The sequence below is a fragment of the Mucilaginibacter sp. SJ genome (genome assembly GCF_028993635.1).
Taxonomy (GTDB): Bacteria; Bacteroidota; Bacteroidia; order Sphingobacteriales; family Sphingobacteriaceae; genus Mucilaginibacter.
Genome location: NZ_CP118631.1, coordinates 494,735 through 512,897, shown reverse-complemented (window position 1 = coordinate 512,897; position 18,163 = coordinate 494,735). Strand labels below are relative to the sequence as shown.

General features: G+C 41.2%; 17 protein-coding genes and 1 pseudogene. 6 read left to right on the top strand and 12 right to left on the bottom strand.

Annotated elements, in window-relative coordinates; all coding sequences use genetic code 11:
• The first annotated feature begins 85 nt into the window (after positions 1-85).
• The 4 genes from MusilaSJ_RS01825 (at position 86) to MusilaSJ_RS01810 (ending at position 2,628) form a co-directional block, all read left to right on the top strand.
• Positions 86-1,027, top strand: coding sequence for a manganese catalase family protein (locus tag MusilaSJ_RS01825; RefSeq protein WP_274988370.1), 942 nt, complete (start codon positions 86-88; stop codon positions 1,025-1,027).
• Positions 1,028-1,096: 69 nt separating this feature from the next.
• Positions 1,097-1,258, top strand: coding sequence for a hypothetical protein (locus MusilaSJ_RS01820; RefSeq protein WP_274988369.1), 162 nt, complete (start codon positions 1,097-1,099; stop codon positions 1,256-1,258).
• A 34-nt stretch (positions 1,259-1,292) separates the two neighbouring features.
• The gene (locus MusilaSJ_RS01815; RefSeq protein ID WP_274988368.1) at positions 1,293-2,447 is read left to right on the top strand and encodes a DUF892 family protein; all 1,155 of its coding nucleotides are present in this window, start codon (positions 1,293-1,295) and stop codon (positions 2,445-2,447) included.
• Positions 2,448-2,469: 22 nt separating this feature from the next.
• Positions 2,470-2,628: a lmo0937 family membrane protein gene (locus tag MusilaSJ_RS01810; protein ID WP_172336586.1), complete on the top strand. Its 159-nt coding sequence runs from the start codon at positions 2,470-2,472 to the stop codon at positions 2,626-2,628.
• A gap of 39 nt (positions 2,629-2,667) precedes the next feature.
• Here the strand turns inward: MusilaSJ_RS01810 and MusilaSJ_RS01805 are convergent, their stop codons facing one another.
• Together MusilaSJ_RS01805 and MusilaSJ_RS01800 are read right to left on the bottom strand one after the other, a co-directional pair.
• A complete protein-coding gene (locus tag MusilaSJ_RS01805) occupies positions 2,668-3,015 on the bottom strand; it encodes a hypothetical protein (protein WP_274988367.1) in 348 nt (115 codons plus the stop codon).
• Positions 3,016-3,305: 290 nt separating this feature from the next.
• Positions 3,306-4,009, bottom strand: a pseudogene (locus MusilaSJ_RS01800) (glycoside hydrolase family 130 protein).
• Between the two features lie 293 nt (positions 4,010-4,302).
• Here MusilaSJ_RS01800 and MusilaSJ_RS01795 point away from each other — a divergent pair.
• Both MusilaSJ_RS01795 and MusilaSJ_RS01790 read left to right on the top strand, forming a co-directional pair.
• Complete coding sequence (locus tag MusilaSJ_RS01795) at positions 4,303-5,148, top strand: SDR family oxidoreductase (protein ID WP_274988366.1); 846 nt, start codon at positions 4,303-4,305, stop codon at positions 5,146-5,148.
• Entirely contained in the window at positions 5,141-5,887 is a 747-nt protein-coding gene (locus tag MusilaSJ_RS01790) for a DUF72 domain-containing protein (RefSeq protein ID WP_274988365.1), read from the top strand. Before MusilaSJ_RS01795 ends, MusilaSJ_RS01790 begins: the two co-directional genes overlap by 8 nt.
• Before the next feature lie 68 nt (positions 5,888-5,955).
• Here MusilaSJ_RS01790 and MusilaSJ_RS01785 read toward each other — a convergent pair whose 3' ends face one another.
• From MusilaSJ_RS01785 to MusilaSJ_RS01740, 10 genes are all read right to left on the bottom strand, one after another.
• Complete coding sequence (locus MusilaSJ_RS01785) at positions 5,956-6,309, bottom strand: hypothetical protein (protein ID WP_274988364.1); 354 nt, start codon at positions 6,307-6,309, stop codon at positions 5,956-5,958.
• Between the two features lie 626 nt (positions 6,310-6,935).
• Positions 6,936-7,148, bottom strand: a complete 213-nt coding sequence (locus MusilaSJ_RS01780; RefSeq protein WP_274988363.1) for a response regulator — start codon at positions 7,146-7,148, stop codon at positions 6,936-6,938.
• Between the two features lie 9 nt (positions 7,149-7,157).
• Positions 7,158-7,628, bottom strand: a complete 471-nt coding sequence (locus tag MusilaSJ_RS01775) for a LytS family sensor histidine kinase (protein ID WP_274988362.1) — start codon at positions 7,626-7,628, stop codon at positions 7,158-7,160.
• A 909-nt stretch (positions 7,629-8,537) separates the two neighbouring features.
• The gene (murJ, locus tag MusilaSJ_RS01770; protein WP_274988361.1) at positions 8,538-10,103 is read right to left on the bottom strand and encodes a murein biosynthesis integral membrane protein MurJ; all 1,566 of its coding nucleotides are present in this window, start codon (positions 10,101-10,103) and stop codon (positions 8,538-8,540) included.
• A gap of 3 nt (positions 10,104-10,106) precedes the next feature.
• On the bottom strand, positions 10,107-11,048 hold the full coding sequence (locus MusilaSJ_RS01765; protein ID WP_274988360.1) for an ornithine carbamoyltransferase: 942 nt from the start codon (positions 11,046-11,048) through the stop codon (positions 10,107-10,109).
• A 184-nt stretch (positions 11,049-11,232) separates the two neighbouring features.
• Positions 11,233-11,982 (bottom strand): thioesterase II family protein, encoded by a 750-nt coding sequence (locus MusilaSJ_RS01760; RefSeq protein ID WP_274988359.1) that lies wholly within the window; start codon positions 11,980-11,982, stop codon positions 11,233-11,235.
• A gap of 65 nt (positions 11,983-12,047) precedes the next feature.
• Positions 12,048-12,872: an aspartate/glutamate racemase family protein gene (locus tag MusilaSJ_RS01755; protein WP_274988358.1), complete on the bottom strand. Its 825-nt coding sequence runs from the start codon at positions 12,870-12,872 to the stop codon at positions 12,048-12,050.
• 67 nt (positions 12,873-12,939) lie between these two features.
• Positions 12,940-16,008 (bottom strand): cyclic peptide export ABC transporter, encoded by a 3,069-nt coding sequence (locus MusilaSJ_RS01750; RefSeq protein ID WP_274988357.1) that lies wholly within the window; start codon positions 16,006-16,008, stop codon positions 12,940-12,942.
• 372 nt (positions 16,009-16,380) lie between these two features.
• Positions 16,381-17,349, bottom strand: coding sequence for an alpha/beta hydrolase family protein (locus MusilaSJ_RS01745; protein WP_274988356.1), 969 nt, complete (start codon positions 17,347-17,349; stop codon positions 16,381-16,383).
• Positions 17,349-18,113 carry a serine aminopeptidase domain-containing protein gene (locus MusilaSJ_RS01740; protein ID WP_274988355.1) on the bottom strand — a complete coding sequence of 255 codons (765 nt, stop codon included), beginning with the start codon at positions 18,111-18,113 and terminating at the stop codon, positions 17,349-17,351. Before MusilaSJ_RS01740 ends, MusilaSJ_RS01745 begins: the two co-directional genes overlap by 1 nt.
• Positions 18,114-18,163 lie beyond the last annotated feature (50 nt).

Here is an 18,163-nt window from a genome sequence, read left to right as displayed (position 1 = left end):
TCATATTTAAAAAAATATTTAATTAAAACTATAGTTTTGGATCTAAAATTGTAAGCGTAATAGTTCACCATTAAAATCTACTATTATGTTTCACCACGTCAAGTCTTTACAATTCAATGCCAGGGTATCCCGTCCTGATCCGCGTTTTGCCAACTTATTGTTGGAGCAATTCGGCGGCGAAAATGGTGAGCTGGCCGCGGCCATGCAATACTTTACCCAGGCATTCGGTGCCAAAGTGCCACACCCCGATAAATACGATATGCTGATGGATATCGCCACGGAGGAATTCAGTCACCTGGAGATCGTTGGTGCAACTATACAGATGTTATTAAAAGGAGTCAATGGAGAGTTAAAGGACGCCGCAGACCAGTCTGAGATCATGCAGGTGATGAACGGAAAAGCAGCTAAAGAAAACATTATCCACGAGGCGCTGACAGCCAACCCGCAGTTTGTTATGATTACCGGTGGTGGTGTAACCCCGCGCAACAGCCAGGGTATTCCATGGTGTGCGTCCTATATCCACTCCAATGGTGACCTAACCGTCGACCTGCGCAGCAACCTCGCATCGGAGTCAAGAGCCAAACTGGTTTACGAACACTTGATGAAATTTACCGACGATCCATATATCCACCAAACATTGTCTTTCCTGATGACCCGCGAAGTAACGCACTATAAAATGTTTGAGGCGGCTCTGGACAGTATACAACCTAATTTCCCACCTGCTGTGCTGGCTGCTGATCCGAGATATCTGCAACAAGCTTATAATTTTTCTGAAGGCACCGTTCGCGGACCCTGGAATGAAGGCGAAATAAAAGGGATGGGTAAAAAATTTATTTACATCGAAAATCCCTTGGATTATGTGCAGGAAACCGATGGTCAAACCAAATTGCCAGATGATTATACCACGGAACTGAAAGCAGCGGAGAAACTTGATAAAGAGATGAGTGCTGTTAAAAGCGCCGAAGTGAAAAACGCGGAGCCAAAAGGTGTTGCGCAATGGAGCACCTACGAAGCCGCCCGGGTATAATCCGAACCGCGATGGAAAAAATGAAGCAATCATATACCTTTCAGGCCATGTTCAAAAATCAATAAGCCAATGGATAGTATTTTTTTGCCAAAAGGGCAACGCGTCAAAACGCCCGATGGACCGGGCGAGGTGGTCGAACTTATCGGGGATAAGGTAGTGATCAAGCTGGATAATGGTTCCATCAGTACATTTCCTTCGGACAAAGTAGAAGACGATAGCAGCGCAGGATAAAAAAAATAAAAACTAATTAGAAATAAAAACACCTATGGAAATTTCAGAAAAATCACTTGATGTAATCAATGATCTGATCAAGATCAATAATGACCGCGTAGCCGGTTTTCAAAAAGCAGGCATCGATCTCGAAAACGCTGATAACGGACTGATCACAGTCTTTAATAAACTAGCTGATGAAAGCCGGCAATATGTTGTGGAACTCACAGATATTGCCAGGCAGTACGGAGGGGAAGCCGCTGAGGGCACCAGTACCTCAGGTGATCTTCACCGTGCCTGGATCGATATTAAAGCTACATTTACCGGCCATGACCTGCTCGCCATCCTCAACGAATGCGAACGGGGTGAAGATGCAGCCAAAGCTGCCTACCTTGACGCGCTTGCACCCAAGAGTGAATTAACGCCAGAGTTGACCCAGCTCATAGAAATACACCAACAAGGAATCAGGGAAGGTCATGACCTGATTAAGTCTTTGCGCGACCAGGCAAAATCTGCAGAAGAAACACAGGAAAACAATGGAAGTCATCTAACATCCGGAGAACCAGCTCACCAGGAACAGTTTACAGAACAACCATCCTACGAAGCAGCGGCCGGTGAATATCAAGCCCCGAGAGCCTATGTTCCTGAGCCGGAAAGTTTGGAGCAGGAGGACGCCTGGGACGAAAGTCAGGACGCGAATGCAGGTAATTCTAAATTGTCGGAATTCTTTATCAATGAACTTAAAGACCTGCTGTGGGCCGAACGTGAACTGGTGGATACTTTGCCTGATTTGGCGGAGGCAGCTACTTCAAATGAACTAAAGAATGCTTTTGAGGAGCACCTGACAGAAACGGAAGGCCACGTGTCCCGGCTGGAACAAGTCTTTGGTATCCTGGGTCTGGAACCTGAAAGTCGTAAATGTGAAGCTATGGCTGGGATCGTCGATGAGGGTGATGATATTATCAGCGCGACTGAGGAAGGCACCGCACAACGCGATGTGGGCCTGATCTTTGCCGGGCAAAAGGCCGAGCATTACGAGATCGCCTCCTACGGCGGCATGATCTCCTTAGCCAAAACATTGGGTTACTATGAAGTTGCCGAACTGCTTGTACTGACACTGGACGAAGAAAAAGCGGCCGACGCGAAATTAACGGAGATCGCCGAAAGTCACACCAATTACGACGCCAGTACCGAACCAGGTAAGAACTAATTATCTATAAAAACATACAACCATGAGATCAATTTTGTATATCATAGCGGTTATCCTGATCATAGGATGGGCTATCGGAACTTTTGCTTACGCAGCAGGCAGCCTGATACATGTTTTATTGGTGATCGCCGTGATTGCCTTTGTATTGGGTATCCTGAGAAAAGACACTCCAGCAGTGTAATTATAGAGTCCGGTTTACATAGTGAGCCGGGCTTTATATTTATTTTTGAATGTACATTAAATGGCGTTTTGACCTCATTACTGGAGTATTTCCGGCGTTCGGTGATATCAGACACTTGAAATAAGCCACTAATACTTCCTCTTTTATGTCAACCAACACCAATATCCCTGTCAATCCAGTTGCCATTTGCCGGGGTTCTTGATTGAGACAAAAATGCGTATCATATGCTTTTGGAAGGTGACGGGTTTTGGGGCGGGAAAATGCCGGGGTCAATGTGATCGTAACCATATCGTTGTCGGAACCACTTAATGTTGTCCGTGAAAAACAATGCCGGTAACCTTGACCGGTCAAAAAGTCCAATAGTTCAGAGGTCAGCTGCAACTTCATTTTTTGCGCTATTATGGCCGGGTGATTGAACGGCCAGGCGGCCCGCAAACGCTTACACACTGCCGGTCACCAGTGAGTAAGTATAGAAGTGTTGTTAAAACAACTGACAATTATCACAAATGTTTCATTTGTTTTCAGTTCACCACTAAATTGGAGAATCACTTTTTGTTTTTAATTTTGTAAAAGCCCGCAGGGGCTTTTTATGAGCCGATCCAACAGCCCGCTTAAGCGGGCTGTTTTTTTAATAACCCTTCTACACAGATCTGTTATTTAGCTATAGGAAACTTTCTTTAGCTCAGTTTACTTAAAATTTCATCGATGGAAAAATGCGCTCCGCAGACAAATTCATCCGCCGCGCCATAATAAATGGTCAGGCTATCACCATCCAGCACGTGGCCATTTGTAAATACCACATATCCAAAAAAGCCACTTAATTCATAGGTTTCCGTCGGCACCATGATCGGTTCGATTGTTCGCGAGATCACTTTGGACGGATCGTTAATATCCATCAAAAAAGCACCTGGTTACCCCATTGCCTGCCATCAGAAGACTCTGCTAGCCAGATATAATTACCACCTATTTCCTTGCTGCTAGGCCGGTGCAGACAATAATATTTTCCGCCGATCTTTTCTTCAAACATCGCACAATCTTTATTATGCGGCGGCAGGATCATCCCCCCGGATTCAAAATGCTGCCAGTCTTTGGTGGTTTTTAAGCCCACGCCAACACCGCTGTCAGATACGGCAGTGTAGGTGAGGTAATAAGTGTCCTCTATTTGGCTCACCCGACAATCCTCTATACCGAAACGCTCCAGGTAACCTTGGCCGAATAGCGATAAATACCCATCCTGTTCCGAAAAATGTACTCCGTCGACACTGGCTAACAGACGAAGGTGTGATATCGTGGTTAGATAATCAAGCCCTTTGTAGTTGATCACCCGTGCATCGGTAGCAATGAGGTCAGGATCATTTAATGGCACCTCGATGATCTCCATATTGCCCGTTGCATTCAATGCAGGGAAAAAGAGCACGCCTTCCTTTTGCGATACGCCTTCAGCCACCCGCACCAACAACCAGATTTTACCGTCAAAACGGAATACACCCGGATTAAGTAAACTGATGACTTGCAGACCTGCTCCGCTTGGCTTCAGATCCTTAGGTAGCAATAGTGGGTTTTCAGGGAAGCGTCGGGCGATGTCTTTCATGTTCTTTCAACAGTAAAGCCCCGGCACTGTTTCAATTATCAGTAAAACTATATGTTGGCCGAAAGGTTATATCACAAAGCGATATGAGCAAGACACCGAAAAAACAAAACAGGCAGCCCGGCATTGAAGCCAAAATGGATCCGGCACCGGAATATATCAAGCCCAGTTACCAGGGCTCTGGAAAATTGAAGGGCAAAATCGCACTGATCACCGGTGGCGACAGTGGTATTGGTCGCGCTGTCTGCGTTCATTTTGCTCGCGAGGGTGCAGATATCGCTATCGTTTACCTTGGTGAGGATATAGATGCAGAAAAAACAAAGGCATTGGTGGAAGCCGAAGGCCGGCAATGCCTGCTGATTAAAGGTGATGTTAAAAAGAGCGGCTTTTGCAAAAAGGCGGTGCAGCAAACGGTTAAAAAGCTGGGCGGGCTGAACGTCCTGGTCAATAACGCCGGGATGCAGATTCTGCAAAAAGATCCCAAGGCGATTGATGAAAAACAATTGGAAGATACCTTCAGTACCAATATTTTTGCTTATTTCCATTTTGCCAACGAGGCTTTGGAGTATATGAAAGCCGGCGACAGCATCATCAATACCACTTCGGTGACCGCTTATCGCTCTTCACCGAGCCTCGTCGATTATTCCTCCACTAAAGGAGCTATTACTTCCTTCACCCGTTCATTAGCCACCAATATTGTGGAGAAAAAGATCCGGGTTAATGCCGTGGCGCCCGGCCCGGTCTGGACACCGCTTATTGTTGCTACGTTTGATGAGGAAAAGATCAAAAAATTTGGTTCAGAAACGGCAATGAAGAGGGCTGGTCAGCCTTCAGAGCTTGCTCCTGCTTATGTATTTCTTGCTTCTGACGATGCTTCATATATCACCGGACAGGTTATTCACGTGAATGGTGGTGAAGTGGTCAATGGATAATTATTTCGCTGGTACCAGCGGGCTGGTATTGCCTGTTCCAAATAAAACGTATTATCCGGTTCAATTCAAGGACAAAAGCAGGATTGCTTATTATGGCTCTCTTTTTAACAGTATCGAGATCAATTCGTCTTTTTATAAGATACCACAAAGTAAAATCATCGCAAAGTGGGCGGAATCCGTGCCCGATAATTTCCGGTTCACTTTCAAACTCTGGCAAGGTATCACTCATGAAAAAGAATTGTTGTACAACCCAGCAGATCTAGACCGTTTTATACAGGCGATCAACGCCGCGGGAAATTGTAAAGGATGTTTCCTGATTCAGTTTCCACCAGGAGTCAGAATAAATTTACTACCTCAGCTGCAAGAATTAATTGGCCGAATCCGTGAAGCCGATCCTGATCAGATCTGGCAGCCAGCACTGGAATTCCGTCATCCATCATGGTATACGGAACATATCCAACAATTTGCTGAAGAAAACCTGCTGACCATTGTCATACAGGACATTCCATCCTCAGCCACACCATTCTATTATGCAGCCGGCAATACGGTATATCTTCGCTTTCACGGTCCTGGTGGAAAATATAGTGGCAGCTATTCCGCCGAGGTTTTGCAGGAGTATAGTACCTACATTCGTGAATGGCGGGAAGAAGGTAAAACGGTCTATGCCTATTTTAACAACACCATGGGCGATGCGGTGCAAAACCTGGCCACGCTAAACGCGCTCGTCGAGCAAGCGTGAAGTTAAGGTTGCGCAAACCGCAAAAACGATATGCGCCGGTACCAACTGGATATAATAATTGGTAAAATCTATCCAGGGGGGGCAGGGTGCATTTTTAATGTTGCCTTCCAGACCAAGACCGCCAAGGCGCCGCTCAATGCACCTAAAACAAGACCGTTCCGAATGCTTTTTTTGATCTTTCCTGTACGCCAAAGTTCTTGATAAGCCAGAACGAATAGCAGCCCGACCGCGTAATGTGCACCCCAGTCAATCGCCTGGCCCTGCTTTTTAGAAGTGCCTGGCGCCAACCGATGGATTAGGGTGCCCAGGTGTTCCGGTTCACTAAAATTTTTATCTGCTGCCAGTGACACGAGGTAGCTAAACAAGGTCATCATTGTTGTCCCGGCGGTAGCTGATAACAGGATATTGGCTGATCTATTCATGGCTTTCCTGATTTAATGTTGCATGCGGGAGGGCTGCCGACTCCTACGCAACACTACTACAAATAACACAACCACACTGTTTGATTATATATCCTACTATCGCCAGCAATATCGGTTAGATGGTTGTTTTACATAGACCCCAATTTTTATAAAGACCAAAAGTTTAACTTCACTGGATTGGGTAGTAACACCTTATATGGCCGATTGCCTTTTAGTGAGATAGATATAAAATTTGATTGATAAAATTATATTATGTATTTTTATCTAATAAGATTTGCAATTAATCTGTAAATAAAAGTGGTGAGTAATTCGGTGAGTAAGAATTTAAACCCGCATAAAATATTGAATATCAGAGCAATGAGAGAGAAACACAAATCCCTCCGGCTCCACCCGAAGGGATTTTCTCAGGAAAATCCCTTTTTTTTCATAAATTAACAATTCTTTCTCTCTCATTTTCAAGTGATTATGTGAAAATATTTCTAACATGGAAGGGGTTCGATAGACCCCATTTTCATAGTATAAGTTGCTATCGAACCCCAGGTCTATAAATTCGCGTTTTTGCAGGATATCAGCCTGATTATAAATATATTTTATGTCAGTCAATGACTGCAAGTGCTTTTCCAGGATCAGGTAAGCAGGAGAATGATCTTTGTCGAGGCGGCTGATGTCGGGCATTTTATATCCAGAAAAATAAGGTCGACTTTATTTTTCTGCAGATAGCTTAGTGCTTCAAAGGCGTTGGTGAACACGTCTCTTAACTCAATAAAGGGCACCATAGTGGCATGCGCCCTTACAACATCGAGGGCTATGGGTTCATCATCAATGGCGATGGCTATCATACTTTTAAATTAATGATTAACGGCCAATTGCATGGTGAGGTGAACAAAAAACTCCCGGGCATTTTCTCGGATCATCAGTTCGTGCCGGTTGGGATATTGCAAATTTAGCCTTTGTTTTACGTTTTCAAGCCCCATGCTACCCCGCTCCTTTTCCGGGTCGTTATCCTGTCGGCTGTGAACACTGTTATGTAGATCAAAATAAAGGGTGTCGCCCTCAATTTGCAGCGCGGCCTCGATATGTGATGGGTTTTGCAAACTGATACCATGCTTAAATGCGTTTTCCACAAAAGGGATCAGCAACATTGGTGTAATGTTCAATGGCCCTTGGTATTCCTCAATATCTGTCTCTATAGTGATGGAAGGCGATGTAGCGCTGCGCAACTTTTGCAACAGGATATAGTTTTTCAGGTATTCAATATCCCGCGACAGCGATATCGAATCTTTTACATTTTCAAGCAACCTTGTTTTGTTCTGTAGCAACCATTGTGCTTTTAATTTTGAGCCACAAGCAAGGAAAAATTATTCCGCCCAGCAGGCGGAATAATTTCGAACCGTTAACTGCAAATTTCGGCGAAACAGAACAGGCAATAAATGCTGAACTAATCAGTAAATATTAAGATTCATGGATGGGCGAAGTCCTTTTAACGATCATTATTCGAAATTTCATAACATAATAAAAGCACACATTACGGTGAGGTTTTTATACTCCTGAGAATGGGCTTGAACCAGCAACCCTCCCGACACCGTCGGGATGCATTAATCCCCAAACCGTTCTAAAATTTCCGACACCCAAAAGCCCCACATTGCTGTGAGACTTTTCCGCTCCTCTCCGAAAGCGAATCTGAGTAATTATCGGTCAGTAAAACGAGCTTAAGGGCTAATTTACCGCTGCTTGGTTCAACAATCAATTCTGATGATGCTCCTTTTGCCGGGCGGCCATTATGGCACCCGCGAGTCGATGTCCATTCAAACGCCCCGGTGGTTCTATCCACCCACGCTTGATCATATCTCTCTTGATTTGTTAACGGGCAGTGAATACAATCTCATAAAAGATAAAAAGATGTTATAATTCAACAAAAATAAAGCATGGTGATTTTTCAAAATAGTCTTCCATATTTTTGATCAGAAGAGGTGGCAACAGCAGTAATTTACCTGGCAAGTCCTTTATCGGATTACATAACCGGAGCGTTGTGGCGTTTTCATTTCAGTGCCTCAGGGATTGCAGCGGCATACTTCGCAGAAGATACGGTGAAAAGCCCGGCCGTTAGGGATGCCCATATTTTTAAACCGCAGCCCGGTAGGCCCATTCCACGATCATCCCCAAAACTATCTAAAATAGCTTTCACTCGTTTGGTTGTCTTCAGGTAGCCGTCAAGTACATTCCGGGTATTAAGATTTAGGAGACTTTGCAATTTTTAGTCTCAATAGAAATAAAAGTAGCATATACGATATTGTACCAATTAAAAACGCTACTGCCACCGAGGTGATCTTCTTACTTAATGTAAATGCAGGTGCCTCAAGAAAATGTTTCGATAAAGAGATAACTACTCCAAATACTACAGTCGAAAAAATAACTTTGAATATAAAAACCATTACGTCATGATAATCGGCAATTAAACTCTTTCTTACAAGCAGCGAGAGAATCACTATTTTTGTCACTTTTGAAATTACAAGAGCTAATGCGATACCCAGATAACCTAATTTATCTATTAAGAAATACGTTAGTATAATATTTTCAATTACACACAAAACTCCAATAAAAATTGGGGTTTTAGTGTTTGAATTAGAATAATAAAAGATGACTAAGACCGTTTCCAGCGCAAAAAAAGTCATGCCTAATGAATAAACAGCGAATGGTTTAGCAGTCAGCATCGTTGAAAATTCGTTAAAAGCCCCTCTTTTAAAAATTATTTCTATGATTTCATAAGAAAACATGTAGAAAAAAACTGAGAGTGGCAAAAACACAATCACAATACAATAAATTGATTTTAAAAATAATACAGATAATTTCCCCTTTTCCTTTGCGATAGCTAACTCCGAGAAATAAGGAAACACAACCGTGCTTAAAATGTATGGAAATAATAATACAGGCAGGTCAATAATCTTTTTTGAATAACTTAAAGCAGATAGCGCACCTTCCTGCATATAGGATGCAAAAATATTATCCACTAAACCGCTGATTTGCGAAAAGGTAACGCCTATAAGAAGCGGCCATGTAAGATTCCAGGTATCCAGGGCGTAGCCAGAATCCAGGTTTATCTTTTTTAATGAATAATTCCTGTATAGACCGGCGGAGTGGATAAGTATCTTGATGAATGCCCCTAAGATCAAGCCGTAGATGATTGAGTATATTCCTGTATATTTAAATAAAATCAGAAGGCACAACAAAATAACAGCCTTGAAGGCAAAGTCACCCAAAGCAGGTAATCCAAATCTTTTCAGCCCGTTTAATGTAATATTGGTCAGGGCAGATAAAGATAAAAAGACAGTTGCGGGAAATGCCGATTGAATTATCTTAACAGTCATTTCCCTTTTTTCACCTTTAAATCCGGGAGCAAACAGATCAATAACTATATGCGGAAAAACAAAGGCTATTATTGAAATGAAAATGGTTGAAAAAATTATAAGCCGCGCAATCTTATTAAAGAGGGCCCAGGCACTTTTACCATCTTTATCATTTAACCTCTTTAGGAATACATTCAAAAAGCCGGGCTCTATTACTTCCCTTATAAAAATGAATACTGCAGTTACAATGGAAATAATTATGGTATAAACATCAACCTGGTAACCAGTGCCAAAATAAAAAGCTAAAATTACCTTTTCAATATATCCCAAAAGCCTTGTTGATAAGGTAATTAAACCTACCGCGAAAGAAGCTTTAAGAATAGGTTTATTGTTTAATATTTTAATCATTTGAGCAATGTAGGTGGTGAGTTTGTAAATACCTGCCGGCATAATCTAAAAATTACCGGTCGGCTTTAAACACCAATGCAATACTGCACAGGCACCGTGGAATTTATTTTCTGCCTGTTTAAAAACGATGCTTTGAGGTCCATCAATAACAGATGTTTCAACTTCTTCCTCTCTATGTGCAGGGAGATCATGCATAAATACAGCATCCGGATATTTATCCATTAACACCTTTGAAACCTTAAATGGCCTGAAAATCTCCTTCCAGTCCGGGTCTTTTTTAATTGTACCCGTCGTTTCCCATCGGGTAGTGTAAACAATATCAAACTCAGGCGGTAAATCTACCATGCTATGCTGTTCAATGACAATAGAGCCGTGTTGTTTTGCGTATTGCTGCGCCAATAACATAGTTTCCTGAGGCAAACCATACCCCGGAGGCGTACAGAAATAAAGCTGTGTACCCGAAAAGCGGGATAGTGACAAAGCGAGAGCGGCGGCGGTATTGTTCCCTTCGCCCAGATATAACACGCGCAACCCCGAAATGCGGCCAAAATGCTGTATCATCGTAGTAAGATCGGCCAAAGCTTGAGTAGGATGTTCGTCCTCTGTCATTGCGTTTATGACCGCCATATTGTCTTGCGAGGCCAATGTTTCCATATCTTCCCGGCTGCCCGCAGTTCTTGCCACTAAACCGTCTAACATTAATGAAAGAATTCTTGCGGTATCCTGTACCGTTTCTCCGGTATTTTGCTGCAAATCATTCGGGCCATACGATATTATCTGGGCTCCCAAACGTAAGGCTGCAGAAGAAAATGAAGTTCTGGTTCGGGTTGAAGTTTTAAGAAAATATATCCCAATGACCAGACCCTGCAAAGGTAATTTTTCATTTACCTCCCCCTTTGCATAAGCCACCCCGAGTTCAATAATCTGGGAAAGTTCTTCGTCACGAATTTGTGTTAATGAGATTAAGTCTCTCCTTTTGTAGTTCATTATAATGGTTATTTACTATTAACTGATTATTTAAAGTGTTTTTAGGAATGTTTTCTTATGAATTGACAAAGTCAAAACAAGCCTGTTGTTATTTTAAGAACTAATTATATGTTCCTTTCTCCTGTATATCTACGAAGGGGGCATCATGTATCCTTTTAATCTGCTATAATTATTTTAGATGGTTTTATTGTCTGCTATAAAGGTTTATATCCTTTAAACTTGTTCTTTTCATTGTGTCAAGTATCAATTTTGTAATCCCGGCAACTTGGTCATGAAGAAAGAAATGTCCTCCCTCGAAATAATGAATATCGCAATGGGTATTTGTGTGCCCCTTCCATGCGTCGATCTGTACCGCAGAAACTTTATGATCATCCTTCCCCGAAAGGATCGTAATGTCATAATCAAAAGGATCTGTTTCCCGTTCATGAAAATCAGTTTCTGCTAACTTAAAATCATTCCTAAGCATTGGCATGAAAAGCGCCAATAATTCCGGATGATTAAAAAACTCCTTTGATGTTCCGCCCAGGGCTATAACCTCATTCTTAAATTCTTCCTCATCCATCAAATGATACTTTTTCTTTGTTTCGCTTTTAACATCCGGGGCAGCTCTGCCTGAAAAAAATATGTGAAGCGGCTGTCTGACGCCGAGGTGTTTTATTTTCAGGGCCAGCTCATAGGCTAATAATCCGCCCAAACTATGTCCAAAAAAAGCATAGGGTGTATCAGTAATTTCGGGTTCAATTTTCATAAGCAAATCTTCGACGGCATCCTGCAGATTTTTATACAGAGGCTCTTCTATGCGTTTTCCCCTACCCGACAGTTCCACCGGGATTAATTCAATACCTTTGTTCATACTGAGAAAGGAAGCCCATTTGCTGTATATTGTTGCAGATCCTCCTGCATACGGAAAACAAAATAATTTTATAGTTGACACGAGATTTAAGTTTACTTGAATAAAAACCAAAGATTACTTTGACTGCTGAATTTGTAAATGTTCTTTTACAGCATTGCCATACCATTAGGCATATTTACGTCAGACAATCCTTGCTGCCTGATATTGCCTGTATCAATTGCCATCGCCTCTCTAATTAAAGCTTTGGCTAAACATTTAGTCGAATCAATAATCTGCATTCCATGTACCTCATTCATCTTGAGTACCAGAGATAATTCTGTACACCCAAGTATAACTGCATCTGCGTTATTTTCCTTAAAAAAGGATAAGGCTTCATCACAAAATGACTTTACTTTTTGAGTTATGGTGTTTTTATTTGCCTTAATACCTATATCGGGATCATAAATCATTCTGTGAATAATCCGATCCTGAAACGTAAAATCAGGGATTACCACCTCATATCCGCGTTGTTGTAACAAGATTTTGTATAAACCGGATTTGTACAAGCCATTTGTTGTCATCAATCCGACCTTCGAAATCCCAGGGTGATGTGCAGAAATATAATTACACACTTCATAAGGCATATTTAACAAAATCGCCTTGCTTTTAAGCTTATTAACCTCTGATGTTATAATATCAAAAATAGCAGGCGAATGAGAGGTGTTGCAGGCCACGCCGATCACCTCAGCACCTGAGGCCGATAATTTTTCAATAATTTTTACAATTTCGTAAGCGGGATTAGCAAGCGCTTTTCCTTCCAGAAACAAAGTTCTGTCGTCGATATCACCGGGAAAAGCCATTAAAACAACAGAAAGATGCTGCTGATCTGTAGTTGCCCGTGTATTGTTCACTATGTTTTCATAAAGGGCAATGCCCGCCTGGGGGCCCATTCCACCAACAATACCTATTGTTTTAGGCTTTTTATATACCATAAAAAAGCAAATTAAAAGTTATATAATTTATCGGCAAGCTGTTAACCGGTATATCAGTTATTCCAGATTAGTATCCAAGCCCGGTATGCTGATTGGCTGAATATTCCTCCAATTTTCCACGGTTCATTTTTACAACCTTGTCTGCTACATCGAAATAATGGTCATCATGAGTGATGGCAATTACCATTTTGCCCATTTTTCTCATCTCAGGGAGTAGCGTCTTGTAGAAAAATCTACGATATTCTGGATCCTGGTCGGCGGCCCATTCGTCAAATAAATAAATCGGTGAATCTTCAAGATAGCATAAAAGTAAGGCCAGCCTTTTTCTCTGGCCCCCCGATAAACTAGTTGTACTAAATGTCCCATCTTCCAGAATCTGAACTTTATCCTGCATATCCAATAAATTCAGATATCTTTTTATTTCATCCTTTTTTTCGTTTATTTCAATATCATAAAGCTTTTCAAAAAGATAAAGCGGGTTAAAAACAATCGAGAAATGCTCCCCGAGCTGTGAAAAAGGCTCTTCTTTACCATTTACATATATTTTTCCCTCGGTAGGTTCATACAAACCTGTCAGCAATTTAGCAAGCGTTGTCTTGCCGCTTCCGTTTCCTCCTATTATAAAAAGGATTTCGCCGCTATTCACTTCCAGATTAACAGGTCCAACATCAAATTGATGTTCGTCTTCATACGTGAATCTAAGATTTTCTGTTCTGAGGCTGTAAACAAGTTTACCCCTGGAGTGAACCATCTTATAATCCATCTCATAATTTGCCGGAATTTCTTTAATAAATTGTTGCACCCTTTTCCAAGCTATATTAAGTCGCATTGCTACCGGCACGGATTGCAAAATTGCATTGACAGGGCCTATCAAGTATAACAACACAACAATAAACATTGAAATTGCATAGATCGGAATACCTGGAAATAAGATCGGGAAACCGAATGCCACCGTTCCAAGTATTGAAACAAGAACAATTTCCCCAACCAATGAAGCATTTACATAAAGAATTGATGCGGTAGACATCTTTAACCTGTATTCGTTTGCACTTTCAGACACATCGTTTTTATATAAAATCTTTTTGGTCAAATGCATACTTATCTCTTTGTAGCCATCAATCATGCCATTCAGCAGGCGCATAAAAACGGTACGGCTATCTCTGGCTTCCTCAAAATAACGATGGGTACTGCGGCCAACAAAATAATAAATTGACGACATCACAATTATGAGCAATATTATAAGCACAGTTGCCCAAAAAGCAATAGAAGCTAAATACAACATTGCCGCAATTGCCGTAAACAGGTTGGTTACCAACATGATGAACATATTTGTCGATTCGCCTATAGTGCCCACGTCATCATTGAAAGCTGTATAAATCCTTCCGCTGTCAATTTTCTCAAATTTTTGATAAGAGGTGTTGAAAATCCGGTCAATCAGTTTAATTCTTAGATCGTAAATCAGATCTCTTGTTATTTTTATGAGTTTAACCTGAACAAACCTTCGTCCGGCCAGGTATATTGACAGAACAAGTCCAAAATAAAAAAGAATAAACTTTACCTCGATATCTGTTTTTAATGCAGATGTTATAAGCAAGATCAGAACCATATTGGCAATTCCGGATATCGCGCTTATCAACAGCAGTTTAGGAAACGCACCTCGGTACTTGTTTTGATCCGGAAAATATAAAGTTAGGAAATAGGCAATGTAGCTAACTAATATTGCCGCCAGTAACAGTACGATCATTACAAAAAAGCTTTGGGGCATCCATACTCTGGTAGCACTCCAATTAAACCCTGCTATCGCATTCGGAAGCTTGTAAACGCCATATAAAAAGGGAATAAGCAAAACAATTATTAATATGGGCTCTTTCACCTTATCTAAATTCATTTGCTCACTAATCCTGCCTCCTTTAATTATGCCTGCTATGACATATGCCATAAAAGCAAGAACAACCAGGATGTAAGCACCAAGAATCAAAGTAGCTATTGAAAACATCCCGTCGTTATTATCGTTCCCATTTTGCTCTTTGCTTACAGCTTTAGATGCAAGCATATTTAAAATATTATTCCCTATAATTTCAGTGTAAGCGCTGTTTGAGTTTGCCAGCACAGCGACGCCATACTTTCGTGACGGATCAAAGCCTACAAATGCAGTAAAATTGGGGTTATGCCCGCTGTGAAATAATAAATTATCTCCATTTAATGATTTATACCAGCCGGAAGCATAAGAATAATTCTGGAGTGGGGGCACTGTCTCATCACGCTGATGGGTTTGTTCAATGACATCTGCCAGTGAAATATGATCACTCCCCATTTGGAACCTAAGCCATTTTGCCATATCCAGTGCATTTGTTATCACATAACCTGCCGGATTATTTCCCCGATACACCGGGGCATCGTACCTTCTTGGTTTAAGGAAACCGATTTTATAACCTTCCGACATCGTATCTCCACCCTTTGGAACTCCGAGAGATGTGTGGTCAAGTTGCATAGGTGCGAGAATTTGCTGCTGCAAATAATTTTCAAATGACTGCCTGGTGATTTTTTCAACAGCCAGAGCCAGAATGTCATAATTAATTGTAGCGTACTCAAATTGTTGTCCTGGCAACCTGTGTAGTTGAATTCCTACGATTGTTTTGACAGTTTTGTCGAGAGCGTTCTGAACATTCGATTCAGGGATTTTTGCGATCGTATTCCAGGGGATACCACTGCTTTGATGCAGGAGTTGCCTGATTGTGATTTCTACCTTGTTATTTTTGTAGTACACTTTAAACCAAGGAATGTATTTAGATACATTATCGTCCAGGCTTATCAGACCATCTTTCGCAAGTTTCATTACGGCCAACGCAGTAAAAGCTTTACTGCATGATCCAATCTGGAACAGGGTGTTAGGGTTTACGGGGATTTTTTTTTCAATGTTGGCATATCCGTAACTTTTGAAGAGCATTTTATCTCCGTAAACTATCACTATCGACATGCCGGGAATTTTTCCGGCCCCAAAACTTTCCGTAATTTCTTTGTCAAAATCTTTGTTCCAATTTACCGGAAACGCTCTTTTATCAGGATTAGAAAATGAATATTCACAGTGTAAAACAATTATTATGATCAAGCATATCCTGAATGTGATTTTTCTCATCGGTAGTAGTATTTAAGGATTATAACCTAAGGTTTAGTAAATCGAATGCGGGATGGCCCCGGCTTAGCAATCCTGGCTTTGACAACATCGTCACAGCTGATTAACAATTTGCCGTGTAACGGGAAAGCGGATACAGCGACTGCTTTTTTTAACTCACTTCTGACTATATCTGGTAATTCAGTTTAAAACTGCAATTAAAAAAGGGTACACACCTTTACATTAAATAGTATACGTTTCAAACAATTCCTGAAAAACAGTTTCGGTGCAACAATGAATATGCATCGTTTGGATAATAGCTATCCTGTTATGGAAAAATGGCAGATAATTAGGCATCGCTACGTTAAGCGCCGTATTCAATATCGGATAATATCTTTAACGCTGCGTTTCCATTAAATCCAGGTCTCCATGGGTTTTATTAATGTATTGCTCCTCAAAAGCCGACTTCAACCAAGACGTAGTTAAATCAGCGAGATGATTTTGGGACCATATAGGTGTGAAGGTATGGTCTACATCGTTTACAACAATAGTTTGTATTGCCCTACGCTTTTGATAATCAATTAAGGGTGTGGCAAGGGTTAAGTTATAAATATCTACAGCTATACCTCCCTCACAAAAAATCATCTGGATTTTCACGCCCCTTTCAAACAAAGTTTTCCAGGGTAAAAGGGTGTTCTCCCGGCTAATTACAGTGGAGTTGCCTTCTTTTCTTGCTGTTTTCCGGCGTAACTGTTTTATCTTCTTTTTTGTGGATAATAAAATGAGCTTTCCGGCATACACTATATTCTTAAAACTAAGAAATTTACTTCTCCCCGATAACAGTTTTAACCAGCGCCCCTGGTTAAATATATTTTTTTTGTAATACCGGATTCTTAAGCGCTGATTGGCTTTACCCTCAACCGCTTTCAAAACCTGGTCATCAGCATATACCCCGTCTATCAAACATAGTCCAATAACTCTCGGGTCTTCCAGCGACACGTCCCAGGCTATTTTAGCGCCGGAACATATTCCCGATAGCAAAAACCTATCTATACCTTTATTCTCACGCAACCAGTTCATGGCGATTTTTAATTCGTTAATCTGCTCATAACCGTTACTTATCTTGTCATTTGAAGATCCGCTGTCTCCGAGCCCGGCGAAGTCCAGCCGGAATGAAGGAAAGCCGTTTTTAGCATAACTTTCAGAGAGCTTTTTATATATCCTGTTGGGGCCGATCTTATGAATTAATCCAGCATTAAGGAAAATAATACAAAGACTGTTATTAGAAACCTTTTGGGGTGCCGGGGTAAATATGCCGCACATGGCTCCACCTTTGCCAAAATTTACAATTTCCTCGTGTATCATTAAAAAACTAATTTATCCAGCCATTCAATTGTTTTTTCGGTTTCGTGTACCGGTACTATTGCTTTATCAAGCACATCTTCCCGTTTTATCCAGTATTCCGTATTTACCGACTTCTCATATAATAATCCTTTATTGTCATCTGGTTGCCAATCTTCCACATCAAAAATCAGCGATGGTATATTTTCACTTAGTTTACCTTTTTCAATACACACCCCGCTAATTTCTTTCACCAGGATATCTGAAAATTGAAATCCAAAATTCTCCATGAACGAACCGCTTTTGTTTTTTTCTTTCGTAAAGGAACCATTCAGCCATCTTTTATAGCTATGATCAATTTCTTTTAAATATGCGCTACCATCTAATACCGGATTCCACAAAACCAGGGCGTCAATGCTATAAATCTTAGAATACATAATTGCGAGTGAAGCTCCAAACCTTACCCCAAATAAAACAATACGGCTAACGCCGCAAGATTCTTTAAACTGGTCGATCACAATTTTGATATTGTTCAAGCTTTCCGGTACTGTAACTAAAGTAAAGTCACCAGACGAATCGCCTGTACCATAATAATCAAACCGCAAAACGTGGAAACCACGCCGGGCCAACTTGTTAGCCAGGTTAACATACAACCTGTGACACCTTATATATTCCTGACCGTACGGATAACATAATACAATTCCGATGTCATCGTGATCCATTATTTCTGGTTCATGATAAACGCTATATAAATCCCCTTCTTGAAAAGGTATAAACTGACAAAACATATTTTAAAGTTTTTAAACGTTTAACCGGTAATTTGGATAGTTTCGGCCCG